Origin of the sequence: Bacillus paranthracis (genome assembly GCF_001883995.1) — a bacterium.
In the GTDB taxonomy this organism is placed as follows: Bacteria; Bacillota; Bacilli; order Bacillales; family Bacillaceae_G; genus Bacillus_A; species Bacillus_A paranthracis.
The window spans coordinates 64,719-85,217 of record NZ_MACE01000038.1; the positions used below are offsets into that span (position 1 = coordinate 64,719).

The following is a 20,499-nucleotide window of genomic DNA, read 5'->3' on the forward strand; positions in this document are numbered from 1 at the left end:
GGGAGAGCCATTTGAAGTTTTGTGGGAAATGTAATAAACAAGTTGCAGATCATTTGAACTTTTGTTCCGAGTGTGGAAGTAAGGTAGATGTAATTGCTGATCAGGCAACTTCTTCTCGTTCAGAAGTACAACGAGAAATAAAGCCAGTGAAAAGTAAGAAAAATATAATGTTACTTATAGGCTTTGTTGTTATCTTTGCTATATTGTTTGGTGCGTATAAATTTGGAGCAAGCAAGTTTTCGAAAGAAAAGCAGGTCAATGCTATGATTGAAGCATTCCAAAAGAAAGATGCGAATGCAATTGATGAGTTTGTAAAAGTAGATGATCCGAGTTTGAAAGTGAAAGTTGACGATATTAAAGGATATATCCGTTATTTAAAAGAAAATCCTTCTTATAATAAAGAACTGCTATCTTATTTACAAAGAGAGACAGTAGATCAAAAACTAGCAAGTGATAAAGCATCATTTAAAGATGGTCAAATTATAGAAGACGGTAAAGAATGGTTCTTATATCCGAAATATAAATTTAATATGAAATCTTATTATATGAATGTAAGCACAACTGCGAAAAGCGCTGAAATATATGTGAATGATAAGAAAGAGACAGAGTTATCAAGTGATAAAACTTCAAAAGAAGTTGGTCCATATTTCCCTGGTTCTTACGTTGTAAAGGCAAAAGCGAAGACGGAACTAACTGAGTTAGAAACAGAAAAAGAAGTGGACTTGGCAGATGAAAAAGAGGCGAAAGTGGATGTGACATTATCATTAGAAGGAAATTATGTAACCATTTCTTCTGATGAAAATGATGCAACTGTATTTGTGAATGGAAAAAAACGTGGAAAATTAAGCTATGGAAGTTATAAGCTTGGTCCTGTATCCACAGATGAAACAGTAGAAGTACATTTAGAGAAAACTACTGATTTTGGTGTGATGAAATCTGAAAGTGTTAAAATCGGAGACCAGAGCACGTATTACTTAAAATTCCCGAAAGAAACATCAAGTTCGGCTGTTGGTGACTTTGTACGAAATCATATTTATGATAATGTACGTGCGATTTCATTAAATGATTTTAGCCTAATTGAAAATAATTATGATAAGAGCGGGAAATCGTACAAGGAAGACCGTGATTATATACAGTATTTACACAAAAAAGGAATTACAGAAGATTTATTAACAATGGAAATTCGTAATGTAGAGCGTCAAAGTGCTACGAAATATAAAGTAACGACATATGAAGAGTATCATATTCGTTACGGTGATGGCTCTGTGAAGTTCAAAAGCTTTAATAATGATCATATCGTTACTGTGAATGGAAATGGAAAGATATTGTACCATTCTCTTGGAGCGAATAATACGTTGAAATCAGAGGAAGTATCTGGTCCAACTCATTAATGCAAAAGACTATCTCATGATTGAGATAGTCTTTTTTCGATTAGAAGCGCGTTTCTTTTAATATCGCTTGTACATACGGATCATGTAATATTTGCTCTATGATTGGTAACATATTTTGTTCGAATGGAATGTCGATAGGGAATGGCTTTTGTGAGCCGGGTTTGACTCCATATTGGACAAATTTGTAATGTGTATTTTCTTCAGACTTGAGCACAATTAATTTATAGCGATTGTCGTCGCCAGCGAGTGAAAAATCAATAGAAGTAGCGTCATATGTTACTTCATCTTTATATATATACGGTTTTGGTGTACCGATCCAGTCTACTTTTGCTTGTACATTCATGGATATAACCTCCTTATATGTATTATAAAAAAATAAAAGCCAGCTCTCAACAAGGAGAACTGGCTTCAGCAGTCATTGGTTATTTTAAAATTTTCACTTTAACAGTTTTGCGGCCCCATTTTTGAGCAGCGCTATCTGATCCAAGTAGGATGTCGATACGGTTACCTTTAATTGCACCGCCAGTATCTCCAGCGATAGCTTCTCCGTAACCTTCTACCCATACTTTAGATCCTAATGGGATTACTTTCGGATCAACAGCGATCATTTTCATGTTTGGGTTCGCTGTTAAGTCATGACCCATTGCAGTTAATACACGGCCGCCATATGTGCCACCGTTTTCGCTCGGATGAGCTGTATATGCTGTAGCTACAACTGTTAACTCACGACCACCAGAAGGTGTGCTAGTTTCAGCAGCTTTTACAACAGGCTTAGCAGCTTGTTTTGCTTGTGCTGCAGGTGCTTTAGCTGGTGCTACAGCTTTAGCAGGAGCAGGTTGTTCTTGTTTCTCAATAACAGGTGCTGTACCTGTTAAGAAAGGAACGTGAACATAAGCTGTTTTTCCGTTATATTCGAATTGTAACCACTCATTTTGTACTTGGTTCGTTGTTTCAATCATATCATCTTTCTTAAGCGTCCCAAGAATTTCTGAGTTTGTGTTCGCTTCAGCACGTACGTTTAATACGTTAGCTGTTACGTAGTAGATGCTTTTAGTGAACTCTGCACTTACGAATGCGTCTTTACCATCTAAAGTGATTTTTGACCATCCGTTCTCTGTATTTTGAACATCTATTTTATTACCGTTTAGTAATTTACCGACAACTTTTGATTCAGTAGTAGGGTTTTCGCGTACATTTAGTACGTCTGTTGTTACAACAGTTTCTGCATTAGCAGATGATGTGAAAATCCCAAGACCAAAAACTGCTGCTGTTGCTATACCAATTAATTTTTTCATGATAGCCTCCATTGCGTTTGTTTTCGTGTCCTCATTATAGCAACAGATTTTTTCGGATTTGGGGAAAACACACAATTACAAACCATTCGTAATAAGTCGTTAACATGCTGTAATATAACAAAAAATATAGGAAAGCGTTTTTCATTCTATATGATTAGTAGGTTTCTACTTATATTCAAAATATTTAATACAACATATTGTTTTCGACGTAAATAAAAATATTACAGGAGTGTTACATGATGTTTACTAAACAATTACATTCCTTGAGTATTTTACCGTTTTATGGGTAATATAGTTATATAAACATAAACATTTCATTTGTGAAATTATAAACACGTGCTATATACTAGCAAAAAAACCGCATAATTGTTACAAAAAGAAAGGGTTGCAAGGAAGAAAAATGCCCTTTTTTACATCTGTAACACACCTTTTTTTGGGGAAATATATTCCCATCCGCATTTTTCTCGCACAATTTGACAGCAGTATTTCGATCTTATAGCTCTTGCAGAGTGAAAAAGGTTATACGGAAGGTAAGGCTGTCCATAAGAATTCGAATTGGTGAAGGTGAAAGTAAGAAAAACACCACAAAAATCATAGTTTTCTATCCGATTTTACATATCGGAATTTATGTTATTTACAAAAGTGAAACCTACGAAGGGGGATTTGATGAGGAAACTGACAAAAACATTCATCGTTTCATTAACATTATGTATTGCATTTACACTTTGGGGGATTATTCCCGAATCTATTATGGGAAAAGGTAGCCTAGGAAATGTAACAACCGCAATTCAAACTGCATTAGTTAGTAAGTTTGGATGGTTCTATATTATTTCTGTTTCTATTATTTTAGGTGTGTCTATCTTTTTAATTGTTTCGAAATACGGTTCTATTCGTTTAGGTAAAGATGATGACGAGCCTGATTATAGTTATATGACATGGTTTGCTATGTTATTTAGTGCTGGTATGGGTATCGGCTTAGTCTTCTGGGGCGTTGCGGAACCATTAAACCATTTGTATGCACCTCCGTTTGGAGAGAGTGCAACTGAGGAAAGTGCACGTCTTGCACTGCGTTTTTCATTTTTCCATTGGGGATTACATCCTTGGGGACTATATGCATTTGTAGCGCTTTGTATTGCTTACTTTACTTTTAGAAAAGGAAAAGCAAGTACAATTAGTGCGACAGTAGGACCGTTATTTAAAGGCGGGGACCATGGACGTATCGCTCATTTATTTGATGTGTTAGCTGTTTTCGCGACTGTGTTTGGCGTGGCAACATCATTAGGTCTTGGTGCAAAACAAATTGCCGGTGGTGTTAGTTATTTAACATCCATCCCGAATTCATTAACGACTCAGTTAGTTATTATTGCAATCGTAACAGTGTTATTTATGTTATCTGCGCAAACAGGTCTTGATAAAGGAATTAAATATTTAAGTAATACGAATATTATTTTGGCATTTGCACTTATGATTATTGTATTATTTGCAGGTCCAACAAACTTTATTATGAATTACTTCACCTCAACAATTGGTGCTTACATTCAGGAATTACCAAGCATGAGTTTCCGATTAAGTCCATTAGATGAAGGTGGAAACCAATGGATTCAATCGTGGACAATTTTCTATTGGGCATGGTGGATTGCATGGTCACCATTCGTAGGTACATTTATTGCTCGTGTTTCACGAGGACGTACCATTCGTGAGTTTGTTATCGGTGTGTTACTCGTACCGACCGTAATTGGTGCCCTTTGGTTCTCTGTTTTCGGCGGAACTGGTATTCATATGGAGCTGTTCGGTGATGCACATATTTTTGAAAAAGTGAAAGAGATGGGAACAGAAGTAGGGTTATTCGCTATGTTTGACCAGATGGGAAGCTTTGGATCGGCTTTATCTGTTCTAGCTATTCTTCTTATTTCTACATTCTTTATTACATCTGCAGATTCAGCGACATTCGTTTTAGGAATGTTAACGACACATGGTAGTTTAAATCCGCCAAACCGCATTAAAATGATCTGGGGTATCGTTTTAGCAGCCTTAGCTTCTATTTTATTATATGTAGGTGGCTTAGAGGCCTTACAAACGGCAGCTATCATTGCAGCATTCCCATTCGTCTTCGTTATTTTCTTTATGATGGCAGCCTTATTTAAAGAGTTACAAAAAGAAGGGCGTATGAAGCGTCATAAATAATAGAAGGAAAAAGAGCTGATTATGTATCAGCTCTTTTTTATATAGAAGGAACTTGAACTGCAAGTAAGGGAAATAAAATACTTTACTATATTAGTAATATGCCTTTTATACGAATGAAAATCGATATATTTCGACAATGTTCGATGTTTTGCAAATTCTATTCGTATTTTTGACAAAAAATTGTCGGAAATGTGTTGTCACGTTTATATATATGTGCTATATTATTTCCTGTAAGCGATTTCAAATAGTTTTAAAGCGTATTCAAGGGGGACATCTAGAATAATGAAACGTTACGAAAGAAAGTGGAAGCATATTTGTTTGAAACGTGTGGCACATCGTAGTGTCCAAGAAAGCACGGAACCTAAGACTGAAACGCGTAAAGAGCAACAAGAGAAGCAATTGGTTCTACAAAAATAGCAATCACTTTTTCGTATATAAATGAAGGTCGATCGTTCGTTGGGGGATGGACGTGAAATTACTTTCAGCTAAGGGGTATTGTCTGATATATATTTTATACGGCAATAAATAAGCACAGAGCATACGGCGCTCTGTGCTTATTTTTATTATTTATCTTTTTTGAATCGAACAGTTTTATCCCAGCCAATGACTTGTTTCTTGCTCTTTGCACGTAAGTATAAAATTAAGCTACGAATGAATAAGTACGTAAAGAGCTGTGCGTACGTAAAGTACATGATCACACTAATAAAAATATTAGTTGGTGTAAAGGTTCGTTCCACACTCTGGGCACTAAATAATTGAGAAACATATGTAACATATGCGACATACCACATAAATAGTAGTGGAATGCTATATTGAATTTGGAATATCCCGAGTAACCCAATTACAAACCAAACGTTCGAAATGATTAAGAATAACCAAAATACAACATACACTAAAACTTGTTGTAAAGAATGGACGAGCAGTTTTCCTTTAAAGAAACTTAATGAAGAAAACATTTTTTCTAAAATGTACAAGTTCCCTTGAAGCCAACGTGTACGCTGCTTAATAAGGATTTTTAAATGCTCAGGTTCTTGTTCCCATGTAATTGACTCTGGAACGATTGGCAGGAGATAGCCTTTTTGTGTAATTCGTAATGTTAATTCAGCATCTTCAGCAATTGCATAAGGGTCATAGCCGCCAAGCTCTTCTAATGCAGCGCGACGAAGAAGCATGTTTGTTCCTGTTAGTGAACCTGTTTGGAATAGTAACCAGCGTCCGGATTGCATAAGGAGCTGGAAGATTTGAAATTCTAACGAAATCATTCGTGTTAGCCAGTTTCTTTTTTCATTTACAGTACGAACATGCCCAACAGCTCCAACAGCATCCTCGGTTGTTTCAGCGTGTTCTACAAGCATTCGCAGTGCATGTGGTTCAGGCTGGTTATCTGCATCATAAACACAGAAGTATTCACCATCTGAAATACTAAGGCCATAGTTTAATACACGTGATTTTCCTTTTGGTTCACCAGGTGGAACACGAATGTGACGAATATGAGCATAAGCTTTGTCAAAATCGTCACCAATTTCAGGTGTCTCATCTTGCGAGTTATCGTTTAATAAATAAACAGTTAGTTTGCCTGGATATTCAATCTTTGCCATCGCCTCTAAAGTATCCTTAATAACGACGCCTTCATTGTGAGCTGGTATTAAAATATCGACGCTTGGGTAATGTTCTAGCGTACGATCTTTTTGTTTCCTACTTCGGTGAACTAAACCTGCGAGTGTTAAGAAAGAATAGTAAACGAGTAAGCCAGAGAATAGAAAGGCTGTAAAAATAAGTACATACTTAATTGAAAATGTGATGCTGATCCAAAAAACGAGTACGCAAAATAGAAGGAATAAAAGAAGTATAACGAGTGTCATCATAATAACTTCGGTCCTTTTGTAGCGATTTGTTCTCGTTTAATCTTGATGTCTTGAATAGCCTCATCTGCAAGCCATTTTTCCATTTTAGGCTGTAGACGGTTCATTACAATATCAGCACCCGCTTCATTTGTATTTTGTAATAAAGTGACTAATGTGTTGTTATCATACTCAGCAACAAGGTCGAAGTCAGCTCTTACCGTTTCAATTAATAAGGAAGCTACACGGTCCATAACACTTTCCTTCGTATATTTACTAAAGGAAGTGAAATCAAAATAAATCATAACGCCTGTTTCATTACGACGATTCATTGCATTGATTAATAATGCTTGTCGTCTCTCAAATTCTTGTCTTGTTAATAATTTCGATTCTCCGATGTATTGTTCTAACGTTCTCACACGTTCGGTTAATTCTTTATTTTCATGAATAACCTTCTTTAATAGATGAGTGGAGATATATACAATGAAGAAATTTGCTGCCATTAGGAAGTGAGTAATAATGTATTCCCATTGTTCTGATGTACTCCATAAGTAAAGCCATGCTTGGTAGAACAGGTAGAATACCGAAATAATGGTTCCTAATATGAAGAAAACAAATGCAGTTTTATCAGGCAAAAATAGAAATAGTACATTAACAATTACATATATAATTGTAAAAATGAGAGCATGCTCATATTGCGTTACATGTACAGTTGTAAAATAAAATAAAATTTGTAAAATCCACATAGAGAGGACTTTATAGAAGTTATCTTTCACAAAACTTTCCTCCTTAAAGATAATTCATACAAGGATACTTGTAGTATGCGCAATTATTAAGAAATAGACCGGATGACTATATTCTTTTTGAGAGAGCAACAATAAGTAGTATCCCTCTTTTGTAAGAAAAAATAAACAGCCTTGATAATTATTGTATCATAATGTTTTTATATTTCGGCATAAAGTATTTAATATATACTAAGAAAATAAAAAGTCCCCTCTTTAGAAAGAGGGGACTTGCTTTATTTTATAAGAACATCATACCTGCAACTGCTGCGTTTAAGAAGTTAGCTAGTGTACCAGCGATAACTGCTTTAATCCCTAATTGTGCAATTTGTTTACGGCGAGTAGGAGCTAATGTTCCTGTTACACCTAATTGAATTGCGATAGAAGAGAAGTTTGCGAATCCACAGATTGCGAATGTTAAAATTAGATTTGTTTTTGCAGAGAACTCTGCCATATGTGGTCCTAAGTTTGCGTATGCAACGAATTCGTTGATTGCAAGTTTTTGACCGATAAAGCTTGCTGCTTGTACGGCTTCACCAGGAGAAACCCCGATTAAAATTGCAAATGGTGATAGTAAGTAACCGAAGATTAAATCAAGGCTAAGTTTAATATCGAACCAAGAGCCAATCCATCCTAATAGGCCATTTAATAAAGCGATTAATGCGATGAAAGCCATTAACATTGCTGCTACGTTAATAACAAGTTGCATACCTTCTGATGCACCACGTGCTGCTGCATCAATAACGTTTGCATCTTCACGCTCTGTAGAAAGTTCAACGTTATTATCTACTTTTTCTGTTTCTGGCATAATTAGTTTTGCAATTAATAGACTTGATGGAGCTGCCATAATTGCTGCTGCTAATAAGTGTTCTAACGGAATACCCATTGCTGCATAGCCGACAAGAACTGATCCAGCAACAGCTGTCATACCGCTTACCATAATAGCGAAGAATTCACTATTTGTTAAACGTGCTAAGTAAGGTTTGATTAAGATTGGAGCTTCAGTTTGTCCTAAAAATACAGTTGTTACTGAGTTTAAACTTTCTGCTTTAGAAGTTCCAAGAAGTTTACTTAACCCGCCACCAATGATACTAACAAATTTCTGCATAATACCGAAATGATATAAGATTGCTACTAATGAACTAATAAATACGATTGGAAGTAGTGCTTGAATAACGAAGATAAATCCCCAAGGTCCTTTTGCGTTGACTAAATCCCCAGCAACGAACTTAATTCCCTCGTAAGAAAAATTAATTAATCCTTGAACGCCATCTGCAGCGTGTTTTAAACCTGCTTTTCCGGCATCCCATCGTAATACGATAAATGAAAATGACATTTGTAATGCTAGCGCGATTAAAATTGTGCGCCAATTAATAGCTTTGCGGTTGGAAGATAGTAAGAAAGCGATTGCTAATACTCCAATCACGCCGCCAATTCCCCATAAAAGATTCATGCAGTGTATGCTCCTTCCTCATAGTAAAAAAATGTATAAAACAGTTGTCTATACTTCTGCAAATATAACATCTTAAGTAACTTATCATAATGGACATCAGAGGTCAAACGTCTAACGAAAAGTTTAAATAAAAAGAAAATTCTTCAAAAAAACACATATAAAATGATTAGACATGAAATAGGTTATGTTTTTTATGTGAAAATATACATTATGATAACGTTATGGATCATTATTGTAGAATATAGTGTATGAAATAGGAAAATAGATACATTATTTTTTTAGGGAAATAGGTTATACACATTAAAAAGAGCCTTCTAGTAATCTAGAAGGCTCTAAAAATATAACTTAAGGTGCTTTCGTATAACCTAAGAAGTGCTTACTCCAATAAGAATTGCTTAATGAAGCGATTGCTACACCTTTGTCTCCAGCTTGGATAAATGATCCGCCCCCAAGGTAAATACCCATGTGAGAAGGACCCGATTTATAAGTGTTTTGGAAATAAATTAAGTCGCCTGGTTGTGGATTTGAAGTTTGTGGTAGGCTACCCCAATATCCCGCAACACTTTGACGGCTAATGTTATGACCAAATTTCTTAAATACGTGGTAGATGTAGCCACTGCAGTCCACACCGTTAGCAGAAGTTCCGCCCCAAACGTATGGTACGCCTTGCATTCCTTTTGCATATGCAAGTATAGAAGAACTGTTGCCGCTATTATTACCTGTATTGTTGTTATTGTTTTGATTGTTATTTTGATTGTTGTTAGGCTTATTATCTACTGCGCCGCCAACTGGTGTTTTAGAAAGGTAACGTGTTCCGATATAACCAGTTTGACCGTTGTAGTTAATTTTGCTCCATCCAGAGTTTTCAGAGATTACTTGAACCTTCTGTCCTTGTGGAAGTGCGCCTATGATTCTATAATTTGTACCTTCACCACTACGTACATTTAAGGCAGAAGCATTAATGTAGTAGTCACCAATTGCACCTTGATTAGGTTGTTCAGGTTGTTTTGGTTGCTCAGGAGTAGTAGTGCCACCTTTAACGAATTTCATGAATTCGCTACTAACGTAGCCTGTTTTTCCTTGATAGTTAACTTTAAACCAGCTACCTTCAGAGCCAATTACGTTTAATGTCGTACCATTTAATACGCCACCAATTACGCTATGGTAAGTAGCAGGGCCTGTACGTACGCGTAGAGATGTTGCGTTAACAACGTAAGTACCGCCAGTTTGAACAGTTACATTATTATTTTGTTCTTGTTTGTTATCTTGGTTGTTTCCTTGTGTAACGTTATCGCTAGAACCACCTTTTGTTACGTAGTCTTTACTTACGTAAGCTGCTTGTCCTGCATAATTGATTTTGAACCAATCTTGAACTTCGCCAACAACTTGTACGACTTGTCCTTTTGTAACAGAACCTACAGTTGTGTGAGAAGTGCTAGGACCTGTACGAACACGAAGGGAAGATACATTTACTGTATAGTTTCCGCTTGTTGGTTTTACAGATTCTTGGTTATTATTATTCGTATTGTTGTTTGAAGAACCTGCATTAGCAGAAACACCAGATACGAATTCGCCACTTACATAGCCAACTTGTCCATTATGGTTGATTTTCACCCAACCATTTTCTTGGCCAATTACGTTTAATGTTTGTCCTGCATATACACGTCCTGAAACAGAACTAGAAGTGTTAGGAGCAGTACGTACACGTAATACATCAGCAGTAACTTTATTGTTTCCGCCTGTTGTACTTACATTGGAATTGCTTGCACCATTTTTTGATACAAATTCGCCACTAACAAAGCCTGTTTGTCCATTCATGTTAATTTTGAACCAACCATTTTCTTCGCCAATCACGTTTAATGATTGACCGTTATAAACGCGCGAGATGATGTCGTGAGAAGTACTTGATCCTGCACGAACATGTAATACGCTAGCGTTTACCGTATAAGATGAGCTGTTTGATGCAGAAGCTTGGACAGTTGTAGCAGCTTTTTGTGTATTTTGTTCAGGGGCAGCTTGAACACTATCAAGTGTAGGTGCTGCTCCTCCTGCTACAGACACTGCCGCAAGACCGGCAAGGTATTTTTTCATAATTTGTCGATTCCTTTCTGTCTGTAATGTAGTGAAGAAATATTTACCAACTGTTAAAAATTCTAAAGAGCATGTCGATTACTGTCAAGACTTATGCGGGAATCTGAATATGACAAAAAGATTACAAGAAAAAATCAAGGCATAAATCTATACCTTGATTTCCATTTAAATACATATATTGAATGTAGAAAGGATAGAAATTATTCGTGTTTAAGAAGATGACATATTGGATTGTAACAAACTCTGAGAAAATGATCGTTGCAGCATTTTAGTGATAGGGCCAACTTGACCATCTTGGATTGCGGTTCCATCAAGATGAGTCATCGGCAAAATTTCAATCGTCGTTCCTGTAAAAAAGCATTCATCCGCTTGATAAACATCACGAACGCTGAAAAGCTCTTCTTGTACTGGAATACGAAGGGTTTTCGCTAAAGAAAGGACATATTGACGAATAATGCCGTTTAAAATAAGGTGATTAGCTGGATGTGTGTAAAGAGTTCCGTTTTTAATTAGAAAGAAGTTAGAGTGGCTTCCCTCAGTTACAGTACCATTTCGTACGAAAAGGGCCTCTTTACAACCTTTTCGTTCCGCTTTCGTATTAGCTAATATATTTGGTAATAAATTTAATGATTTAATATCACAGCGTAGCCAACGCGTATCCGGTTCTGATATGGCACGTACACCATATTCAATCCATAACGCTGGTCTTTCTTTCTTTGTAATATAGGCATAGATTGTTGGAGGGACGTCATATGAGAACGTATGGGTACGAGCTTGTACACCACGAGATACTTGCAAATAAATCGTTCCATCTTCGTGGAAATTATTATTTTCGATTAGTTTATAAAGTAGGGTAATCAGTTCCGCTTTTGAGAAAGGGAGTGTTAATTCTATTTCTTCCATGGAGCGATATAATCTTGTGATATGCGGATCTAATAAGTGAAAGTTCCCTTTATATAGACGAATAACCTCGTAGACACCATCCCCAAACTGCAAGCCTCTCTCTTCAAGGTCTATGTACGTTTTCTGTTTCGTTGTATCAATAACTGCATTATTCCAAAGTACAAATCTTTCATATGCCAATTTCGATCCCATCCTTTCGTAAGTAAAGAAGTCACAATACTAATTTTTATGTGAGTAATTCTTTACATATGACGTATATGTATTTGTAAATGGTAGAGAAGTGGTAGTGATTTACAGCATTTCGTATATACAAATTCGAAAATAAGAAATAAGAATCCTGCTTTTAAATAAAAAAAAGCAACATTCTTATGGAATGCTGCACAAGGAGGGTAGCTATCTTTCATAGGGACATCGTCTTATTGAATGTTTTGTGTATGGAAACAAAACATATTGAAAGACAATTATAAGAAAGTAGAAATAAACGATTCACATATTTCTTTAAGGGATCTTATTACAGATGAGAGATAAGAAATATATAGAACCTCGTTTACATATTTTATTATAGAGATACTTCATTAATTTTATATGAATATTTGGTAAAGGTTATGTAATGTTAAAGTTAATGAATATAAGTAATTGTATGGAGAAATATAAAAAAAGAGGCTGAGATTACTCAGCGCTCTTCTTTTCTTCTTTAATAGCTGTCTTTACTTCACCAGTTTTGATCTTGTTGCTTTCAGAGAAGCGAAGTAAGTCACCCTCAATGATTTTGTCAGACATGTTCAATTCATTTTGGGCACGATCAATAAGTGGTTGAGATTCCTCTTTTGGCAGTTGTACAACTTCGCCAGTAGCGCGGTCGTAGAATGTACTGTTCGTGTACATGTACTTATCTGTAACGAAGCTACCATCACGAAGAACAACGAAGCCTTTATTATCAGGTGAGAATACGTCATGACCGAATCGAACGTCATTCGTAGAGTCTACACCAAGTAAGTTTAGAATAGTTGGTTTAATGTCAATTTCACCAGTTGGTTTTGAAATTGTTTTACCTTCTTTTTGACCTGGAACGTGAATAAACATCGGTGTTTTTTGTAAGTTCATATGGTCAAATGCAGTAATTTCTTCTTTTCCTAAGAACTGTGCCATTGCACGGTTATGGTTTTCAGAAATACCGTAGTGGTCACCGTAGAATACGATAACTGAGTTATCGTAAATACCTTCTGCTTTTAGACGCTCAATAAAGTGTTTCATTGCTTCGTCTAAGTAGCGAGCTGTTACCATGTAACGGTCAAATACACCATCACCAGAATTGTATTCATCAATTAATTTTGTATTGTCATCATAAGTGAACGGGTAATGGTTTGTTAAAGTAAGGAAGCGAGTATAGAACGGTTGCTTCACTTGTTTTAACATATCGACTGACTGATCAAAGTATTCGATATCTTTTAATCCCCAGTTTAATTTCGTTTCTGGCGTAATCTTGTAGTCAAGCTCGTTGTAGTAACGATCATAACCAAGTGCCGGATACATAATGTTACGGTTCCAGAATGTTGCGTTGTTTGCGTGGAATACTGCAGTGTAGTATCCTTGCTGGCGTAAAATTTCTGGAGTTGCTGTATATTCGTTGTTACCGTGTGTGAAGAATACAGCACCACGGTCTAGTGGATACATTGAAGTATCTACTAAGAATTCAGCATCAGATGTTTTTCCTTGCCCAGTTTGATGGAAGAAGTTATCAAAGTAATAACTTTCTTTCGTAAATTGGTTTAAGAATGGTGTAACTTCTTGTCCGTTAACTGTTGCACCAATTAAGAATGTTTGTAATGACTCAAGAGAGACAACAATTACGTTCTTCCCTTTTGCAGTACCAAACATATTTGGATCTGGTTTGCTTTGCGTTGTTTTTACGTAGTTCTCTGTTTCCTGTAACTTACTACCGTCAGCAAATGCTTTTTGTGAACTTGATTTTGCTTGTAAGCCAAGATCATACACTTGATGTACATATAAACCTAAGTTTTTAACAAGCATAACACGGTCGAATGAACGTGTTAATAGTTCTGGACGCTCAGCTTCTGCCAGTCCTAAGTTTGCGAAGAAAATAGCAATTGTTGACACGAAGTATAGGGAACGCATTGGGCGTGCTACACGTTCTGTCGGTGCAAAATTCTTCATCTTCTTCAATAAAATGAAGAATACGATAATATCAGCAAATGCAAGGATAATTTTGTAGTTAAACAATTCTTTTACACTAGAACCTAAACTTCCGAAGTTGGATGTTTGTCCTAGTACTGGTAAAGTAACGAAGTCATTGTAGAATCCGTAGAACATTACGTTACCAACAAGAACGATTGTTAAAATAAAATTAATTCCAAGTGCTATATAGTTACGTTTTTTCCCTTTTGCAAATAATGCAAGACCAACAAGCAGTAATGATGCTGCTAATGGGCTAAGGAATAAAATGAATTCTTGCATGAAAGATTCAAGTTTTAAATCAAAGCTTGTGCGTGTAATAAGATATGTCTTCAACCATAAGGCTAAAGCTACGAATACAGTGAAACGCACATTTTGAAATTGTGATTTCAAGGTTTCTTTCATTCATTTCCACCCTTTCTCTATCAGGCTTGGTCGATTTTGGAGCGAAAAATGCTAAAATAAAAAATACATAGTTTTCTTGGCCATAATTAGAGGTTCTATATTCACCCATATACGACTATAACTATGCATACCCTTTTAGTTTCTTGTGTTACTCATAAGCATAACGTCATTTCTGTATTATACAACAAAATTCATTTCTGAGAAACACTATAACATTTTACATTTTTTGTATAAGATTTGTCACTACCAGAGAAAACTTTAACATTCGTTTATATGTCCGTCAACTAGAAAATATAACAAAGGTAGAGCAGAATGTTAAGTGAAAGTGAAAAATTTCTTGTTGAGAAATAAGAAATGACAATGGGTAAGTGGTTATCTAGAAACCTATTATATGAAGGGAAGTATGTAAAAATTAACGAACACTTGTTCTTTTTAGGTTTGTTTGTTACAATGAAAGTTCATTGATAGATTATGTGTAATTTTGATGAACTTTTACTGAAAACATATTGTAGCTTATTTCTTTTAAAAAATAGGGAGGCTTTTACATGGAGCAAAAATTTTCAGTTGAAGCATTTTGGAAGAAGGTAAAACATGTCGCAAAGCAGGCAGGACAGTCGGTCATTTATGCAAGTTTATTGCTGTTTTACGTTTTGCAGAAACCAGATGTTCCAAAACGAGTGAAAATTATTGTAATTGGGGCACTTGCTTATTTTATTGCACCGATTGATGCGATTCCAGATTTCGTTGCTGGAATTGGTTATACGGATGATTTAGGGGCGTTAATGGCTGCGTTATTACAAGCGTCGTTATACGTCGATGATGATGTAAAAGATAAAGCACGAGTGAAGTTGGCAGAATGGTTTGGTTCGGATATAGACACATCCTTTATCGATCAGAAATTAGATCAATAGGTGAGAACTGTCACATGGTGACAGGGCAAACGTAAGCGAGGAAGTGCATTATGCCGTCAGGAAGAACGCATACGAAAATAAACTTAATATCCCTTCCGGTTGTTTTGTTTCTGCTCTTTTCGTATGGACTAACAAATTTTGATTTTTTATTAACTTTTGCAATTGGCTTTTTAGTAGGTACTACATTTTTAACACCGGATTTAGATACGTATAGTAATGCGTATAATAAATGGGGATTCCTGCGTATATTTTGGTATCCGTATAAGAAGGTAATGCCGCATCGCTCCTTCTTTACACACACAATTATACTTGGTGATGTGATTCGTATTGCATACATGTTAATTGTGTTTTCTCCGTTTTTATTCCTATTAAATGTAATCGCGCTTGACGGGAATTTAATAGAAATTGCGAAGGAACATGAGGTTGAAATTGTAACGTTCGTAATGGGAATTGTTGTGGCAAGCACGCTTCACATTATAGCGGATAAAGTGAATACGCGCCGCAAGAAAATGATGAGAAAAAAGAAGAAACGCAGAAGATAAAAAAACCGTCCCAAAAAGGTATTTTGGGACGGTTTTTCTTTTTAATCAAACGTTTGTTTAAAAAGAGATTAAGCTTTCAGTACTTTAATACCTTTCACGATGTTCCAAATGAAGTAGTATAAGCTAATGATTCCGCAAATACATAAGACAATCATTGTACCGATGCCCAGTGTTACATCCGGTTGATCAGATCCAAGACCCATAATTCCTAAAATAGTTACGCCAATGAATGTAGCGATACTTGGGATAATGTGTGTCCATAGAGCACGTTTTGCATGTGGTTTCGTTTCAGCATCGCCTACAATCCACACAATAATAGGGAATAAGATAGGGGCAAATAATACACTAAAGTATGATAAAGCTGCTAATATTTTGTTTCCATTCATATATATCACCTCATAAATAATGTCCGTTGTTATACTATTATTATGCAATAGTTTTGGCAAGCTTTCTATCGATGAACATTACAAGAACATGACGGTTTTGTAAGATTTTTTTGTTAAATGATAAAATTTTCAAAAAAATCTTTTTAAATGGAAATTGTTATGGTACAGTATAAATGAAAGTTATTGAAAACGTTTTCTTAAACGTTTTTTATTTTTAGACTTAAAGGTATGATGACCTGATAGTCTATTGATGAGGTTATTCTACTTAAAAGGGGATTCTTTAGGGGGAGAGAACAATGAACACATGGACACAAGTTTATGATCCGTTCGGAAACATTTGGATTTCGGCGGCGGTCGCACTTATTCCGATTATCTTTTTTTTCTTAGCTTTAGCAGTTTTCCGCATGAAGGGGTATGTGGCAGGATTTATTACAGTTGTACTTACAATTTTAGTGGCATTATTCGCTTATAAGATGCCGTTCACGATGGCAATGGCAGCGACTGGATATGGTTTTTTATACGGACTATGGCCAATTGCTTGGATTATCATTATGTCGGTATTTTTATATAAAATATCTGTGAAAACAGGTCAATTCGATGTGATTCGTGCATCTGTATTATCCATTACGAATGACCATCGTTTACTCGTTATTTTAATCGGTTTTTCATTCGGAGCATTTTTAGAAGGGGCAGCGGGATTCGGTGCACCAGTAGCGATTACGGCAGCGCTTCTTGCAGGCCTTGGGCTAAATCCTTTATATGCGGCAGGTCTTTGTTTAATTGCAAACACAGCACCAGTAGCGTTCGGAGCGATGGGTATTCCGATTACAGTTGCTGGACAAGTAACAGGTATTGATCCACATAAAATTGGACAAATGGCTGGACATCAATTACCGTTCTTATCATTATTTGTTCCATTCTTTATCGTATTTTTAATGGACGGGTTGAAAGGAGTAAGACAAACGTGGCCTGCTTTACTTGTAGCAGGTAGCTCATTTGCAATTACGCAGTTCATAACAGCGACATTCTTAGGACCAGAACTTCCGGATATTACGTCGGCACTTGTAAGTTTAGTTAGTTTAGCGCTGTTCTTAAAAGTATGGCAACCAAAAGAAATTTATCAATCAGGGCAAGCAAATAGAGAAGTAGCTGCAACAACAGCGGCATCGATGCCGAAATTAACGTTAGGAAAAGTAGTAAAGGCATGGTCTCCATTTATCGTATTAACGGTTATGGTAGTCATTTGGAGTCAAAGTTTCTTTAAAGCATTATTTGCTCCAGGAGGCGCGTTAGAAAGCCTTGTATTTAAGTTTGAAATTCCAGGCTTGCACAATTTAGTAATGAAAGCAGAGCCTATTGTAAATAAAGCGACGCCTTACGAGGCAATTTTGAAGTTTGATGTATTATCAGCAACGGGAACAGCAATTTTAATTGCTTGTCTCATTTCCATGTTTATTTTGAAAATGAGTGTAAAAGATGCAGTGGTAACATTTAAAGAAACTTTAAGTGAACTTAAAATGCCAATTCTATCTATTGGATTCGTATTAGGATTTGCATTTATCGCAAACTATTCTGGGCTATCTTCTACACTAGCGTTAGCACTAGCAGGAACTGGCGGACTATTCCCGTTCTTCTCACCATTCTTAGGATGGATTGGTGTATTCTTAACAGGGTCTGATACTTCAGCGAATGCATTATTTTCAAATTTACAAGCAATTACAGCGCAGCAAGTCGGTGTATCTGAAGTACTTCTCGTTGCAGCGAATACAACGGGCGGTGTAACCGGGAAAATGATTTCTCCGCAATCGATTGCCATTGCTTGTGCAGCAGTTGGACTTGCTGGAAAAGAATCAGATTTATTCCGGTTTACAGTGAAGCATAGTTTATTCTTCGTAATTATTGTTGGTATTATGACGTATGTACAGGCATATTATTTAACGTGGATGATTCCATAAACAACAAAAGAAATAAACTTTGCATTTTTCAGATTATCGTGTATGATGAGAAAGTATTGAAAATTAAATCAGTGATAAACTAGGGGTGCCTAACGTATGCGTAGGCTGAGAGAGAAGCGCGTGAACTTCTTAACCCTTTGGACCTGATCTGGCTCGTACCAGCGTAGGGAAGTTAACGGCTTTACATAATGATGTCTTTATGAGCCAGGTCCTTATTTTTTTATGGACCTGGCTCTTTTTATTTTGGCATACGCTGGCCATATCTCGTCCTTGTCACGTACAGGGGGGCAACAAAGGTTATGAAACAGTCTGTTTCAGCTGAGCAAATTGAATTGAAATCGAGTTTACCAGGAAGTAAGAAAGTGTATGTGGATGGACCACGAGAAGGTATGAAGGTGCCGATGCGTGAGATTGAACAAAGCGATACAAACGGCGTTCCGAATCCGCCAATTCGCGTATATGATACGAGCGGTCCTTATACGGATCCCGCGTATAAAGTGGAGCTGGAAAAGGGGATTCCAACGCCACGCCACTCTTGGATACTGGAGCGTAATGATGTAGAAGCATACGAAGGGCGCGAAGTGAAACCAGAGGATGACGGTGTGAAGGTGGCTTCGAAACATACACCTGTTTTCCCGCAAATGGATCGTAAACCACTTAGAGCGAAGCAAGGTGCAAATGTTACGCAAATGCATTATGCACGTAATGGCATCATTACGTCTGAGATGGAATATGTTGCGATTCGTGAAGGGGTAGAACCTGAGTTTGTTCGTAAGGAAATTGCGGAAGGTCGCGCTATTTTACCAGCGAATATTAACCATCCTGAAGCAGAGCCGATGATTATTGGACGTAATTTCCACGTGAAGGTGAATGCAAATATCGGAAACTCTGCTGTATCTTCTTCTATTGCAGAAGAAGTAGAGAAGATGACGTGGGCTACTCGCTGGGGTGCAGATACGATTATGGATTTATCTACAGGTAAAAACATTCATACGACGCGCGAGTGGATTATTCGTAACGCACCTGTACCAGTTGGAACTGTACCAATCTATCAAGCGCTTGAAAAAGTAAACGGAATTGCAGAAGATTTAACGTGGGAAGTGTATCGTGATACGTTAATTGAGCAAGCGGAGCAAGGCGTTGATTACTTTACAATTCACGCTGGCGTATTACTTCGTTACATTCCGATTACTGCAAACCGTACGACAGGTATCGTTTCGCGCGGTGGTTCAATTATGGCGCAGTGGTGTTTATACCATCATAAAGAAAACTTCCTATACACTCATTTTGAAGAGATTTGTGAAATTATGAAGCAGTATGATGTTTCGTTCTCTCTTGGAGATGGATTACGTCCAGGTTCGATTGCAGATGCAAATGACGAAGCGCAGTTCTCTGAGCTTGAAACACTTGGTGAATTAACGAAGATTGCTTGGAAACATGATGTGCAAGTTATGATTGAAGGGCCTGGGCATGTACCGATGCATTTAATTAAAGAAAATATGGAGAAAGAGCTTGATATTTGCCAGGGCGCACCATTCTATACACTTGGACCGTTAACGACAGATATTGCACCAGGTTATGACCATATTACATCCGCAATTGGAGCTGCGATGATTGGCTGGTTTGGAACAGCGATGCTTTGTTATGTAACGCCGAAAGAACATTTAGGTTTACCGAATAAAGATGATGTACGCGAAGGTGTTATTACGTACAAAATCGCTGCGCATGCAGCTGATCTGGCGAAAGGGCACAAAACGGCTCATCAGCGTGATGATGCACTTTCAAAAGCTCGTTTTGAATTCCGTTGGCGCGATCAATTTAATTTATCTTTAGATCCTGAACGCGCGATGGAGTATCACGATGAAACGTTGCCAGCAGAAGGTGCGAAAACGGCTCATTTCTGTTCCATGTGTGGACCGAAGTTTTGTAGTATGAGAATTTCACATGATATTCGGGAATATGCAAAAGAAAATGATTTAGAAACGACAGAAGCAATTGAAAAAGGAATGAAAGAGAAAGCGAAAGAATTTAAAGAAACAGGTAGTCATTTATACCAATAACACGTTACACCTCTTTACTTGATTGATCACACTGTAGTACCTAACTTAAATATAGAAGAAGCCCGCTTTGCTAAGACGGTAGCAAAGCGGGCTTCTGTTGTTTATTC

At 36.8% G+C, this 20,499-nt stretch carries 16 protein-coding genes and 1 riboswitch; of the genes, 7 read left to right on the forward strand and 9 right to left on the reverse strand.

What is annotated here, in order from left to right:
- Nucleotides 1–11 precede the first annotated feature (11 nt).
- Complete coding sequence (locus BAQ46_RS14930) at nt 12–1,391, forward strand: zinc ribbon domain-containing protein (protein WP_071742101.1); 1,380 nt, start codon at nt 12–14, stop codon at nt 1,389–1,391.
- 40 nt (nt 1,392–1,431) lie between these two features.
- Here BAQ46_RS14930 and BAQ46_RS14935 read toward each other — a convergent pair whose 3' ends face one another.
- Together BAQ46_RS14935 and BAQ46_RS14940 are read right to left on the reverse strand one after the other, a co-directional pair.
- Complete coding sequence (locus BAQ46_RS14935; RefSeq protein WP_001102524.1) at nt 1,432–1,734, reverse strand: DUF3910 family protein; 303 nt, start codon at nt 1,732–1,734, stop codon at nt 1,432–1,434.
- A gap of 79 nt (nt 1,735–1,813) precedes the next feature.
- Nucleotides 1,814–2,686 (reverse strand): cell wall-binding protein EntA, encoded by an 873-nt coding sequence (locus BAQ46_RS14940; protein ID WP_071742102.1) that lies wholly within the window; start codon nt 2,684–2,686, stop codon nt 1,814–1,816.
- A gap of 666 nt (nt 2,687–3,352) precedes the next feature.
- Here BAQ46_RS14940 and opuD point away from each other — a divergent pair.
- Both opuD and BAQ46_RS31390 read left to right on the forward strand, forming a co-directional pair.
- A complete protein-coding gene (opuD, locus tag BAQ46_RS14950) occupies nt 3,353–4,870 on the forward strand; it encodes a glycine betaine transporter OpuD (protein ID WP_001230133.1) in 1,518 nt (505 codons plus the stop codon).
- Between the two features lie 282 nt (nt 4,871–5,152).
- Nucleotides 5,153–5,287 (forward strand): hypothetical protein, encoded by a 135-nt coding sequence (locus BAQ46_RS31390; protein ID WP_000833067.1) that lies wholly within the window; start codon nt 5,153–5,155, stop codon nt 5,285–5,287.
- Between the two features lie 146 nt (nt 5,288–5,433).
- Here BAQ46_RS31390 and BAQ46_RS14960 read toward each other — a convergent pair whose 3' ends face one another.
- The 6 genes from BAQ46_RS14960 to BAQ46_RS14985 all read right to left on the reverse strand — a co-directional run bounded on the left by BAQ46_RS14960 (nt 5,434) and on the right by BAQ46_RS14985 (nt 14,538).
- Nucleotides 5,434–6,735 carry a glycosyltransferase family 2 protein gene (locus tag BAQ46_RS14960; RefSeq protein ID WP_000988770.1) on the reverse strand — a complete coding sequence of 434 codons (1,302 nt, stop codon included), beginning with the start codon at nt 6,733–6,735 and terminating at the stop codon, nt 5,434–5,436.
- Nucleotides 6,732–7,487 carry a dGTP triphosphohydrolase gene (locus tag BAQ46_RS14965; RefSeq protein WP_000654291.1) on the reverse strand — a complete coding sequence of 252 codons (756 nt, stop codon included), beginning with the start codon at nt 7,485–7,487 and terminating at the stop codon, nt 6,732–6,734. Before BAQ46_RS14965 ends, BAQ46_RS14960 begins: the two co-directional genes overlap by 4 nt.
- A 247-nt stretch (nt 7,488–7,734) precedes the next feature.
- Nucleotides 7,735–8,946 carry a NupC/NupG family nucleoside CNT transporter gene (locus BAQ46_RS14970; protein ID WP_001051012.1) on the reverse strand — a complete coding sequence of 404 codons (1,212 nt, stop codon included), beginning with the start codon at nt 8,944–8,946 and terminating at the stop codon, nt 7,735–7,737.
- A 345-nt stretch (nt 8,947–9,291) separates the two neighbouring features.
- The gene (locus tag BAQ46_RS14975; RefSeq protein WP_071742103.1) at nt 9,292–11,037 is read right to left on the reverse strand and encodes a C40 family peptidase; all 1,746 of its coding nucleotides are present in this window, start codon (nt 11,035–11,037) and stop codon (nt 9,292–9,294) included.
- A gap of 210 nt (nt 11,038–11,247) precedes the next feature.
- A complete protein-coding gene (locus BAQ46_RS14980) occupies nt 11,248–12,132 on the reverse strand; it encodes a D-amino-acid transaminase (protein WP_071742104.1) in 885 nt (294 codons plus the stop codon).
- Between the two features lie 477 nt (nt 12,133–12,609).
- Nucleotides 12,610–14,538: an LTA synthase family protein gene (locus BAQ46_RS14985; protein ID WP_048553009.1), complete on the reverse strand. Its 1,929-nt coding sequence runs from the start codon at nt 14,536–14,538 to the stop codon at nt 12,610–12,612.
- Nucleotides 14,539–15,083: 545 nt separating this feature from the next.
- Here BAQ46_RS14985 and BAQ46_RS14990 point away from each other — a divergent pair.
- Both BAQ46_RS14990 and BAQ46_RS14995 read left to right on the forward strand, forming a co-directional pair.
- Entirely contained in the window at nt 15,084–15,449 is a 366-nt protein-coding gene (locus BAQ46_RS14990; protein ID WP_000435502.1) for a YkvA family protein, read from the forward strand.
- 50 nt (nt 15,450–15,499) lie between these two features.
- Nucleotides 15,500–15,991, forward strand: coding sequence for a metal-binding protein (locus tag BAQ46_RS14995; protein ID WP_001139070.1), 492 nt, complete (start codon nt 15,500–15,502; stop codon nt 15,989–15,991).
- 68 nt (nt 15,992–16,059) lie between these two features.
- On the opposite strand, the gene BAQ46_RS15000 is transcribed toward BAQ46_RS14995, so the two are convergent.
- Nucleotides 16,060–16,377: a magnetosome magnetite crystal formation protein family gene (locus tag BAQ46_RS15000; protein WP_001014100.1), complete on the reverse strand. Its 318-nt coding sequence runs from the start codon at nt 16,375–16,377 to the stop codon at nt 16,060–16,062.
- A gap of 296 nt (nt 16,378–16,673) precedes the next feature.
- Between BAQ46_RS15000 and lldP the strand changes: the two genes are divergently transcribed.
- Together lldP and thiC are read left to right on the forward strand one after the other, a co-directional pair.
- The gene (gene lldP, locus BAQ46_RS15005; RefSeq protein ID WP_001099319.1) at nt 16,674–18,332 is read left to right on the forward strand and encodes an L-lactate permease; all 1,659 of its coding nucleotides are present in this window, start codon (nt 16,674–16,676) and stop codon (nt 18,330–18,332) included.
- A 71-nt stretch (nt 18,333–18,403) separates the two neighbouring features.
- A riboswitch (TPP riboswitch) is annotated at nt 18,404–18,519 on the forward strand.
- A 112-nt stretch (nt 18,520–18,631) separates the two neighbouring features.
- Nucleotides 18,632–20,392, forward strand: coding sequence for a phosphomethylpyrimidine synthase ThiC (gene thiC, locus BAQ46_RS15010; RefSeq protein WP_071742105.1), 1,761 nt, complete (start codon nt 18,632–18,634; stop codon nt 20,390–20,392).
- Nucleotides 20,393–20,499 lie beyond the last annotated feature (107 nt).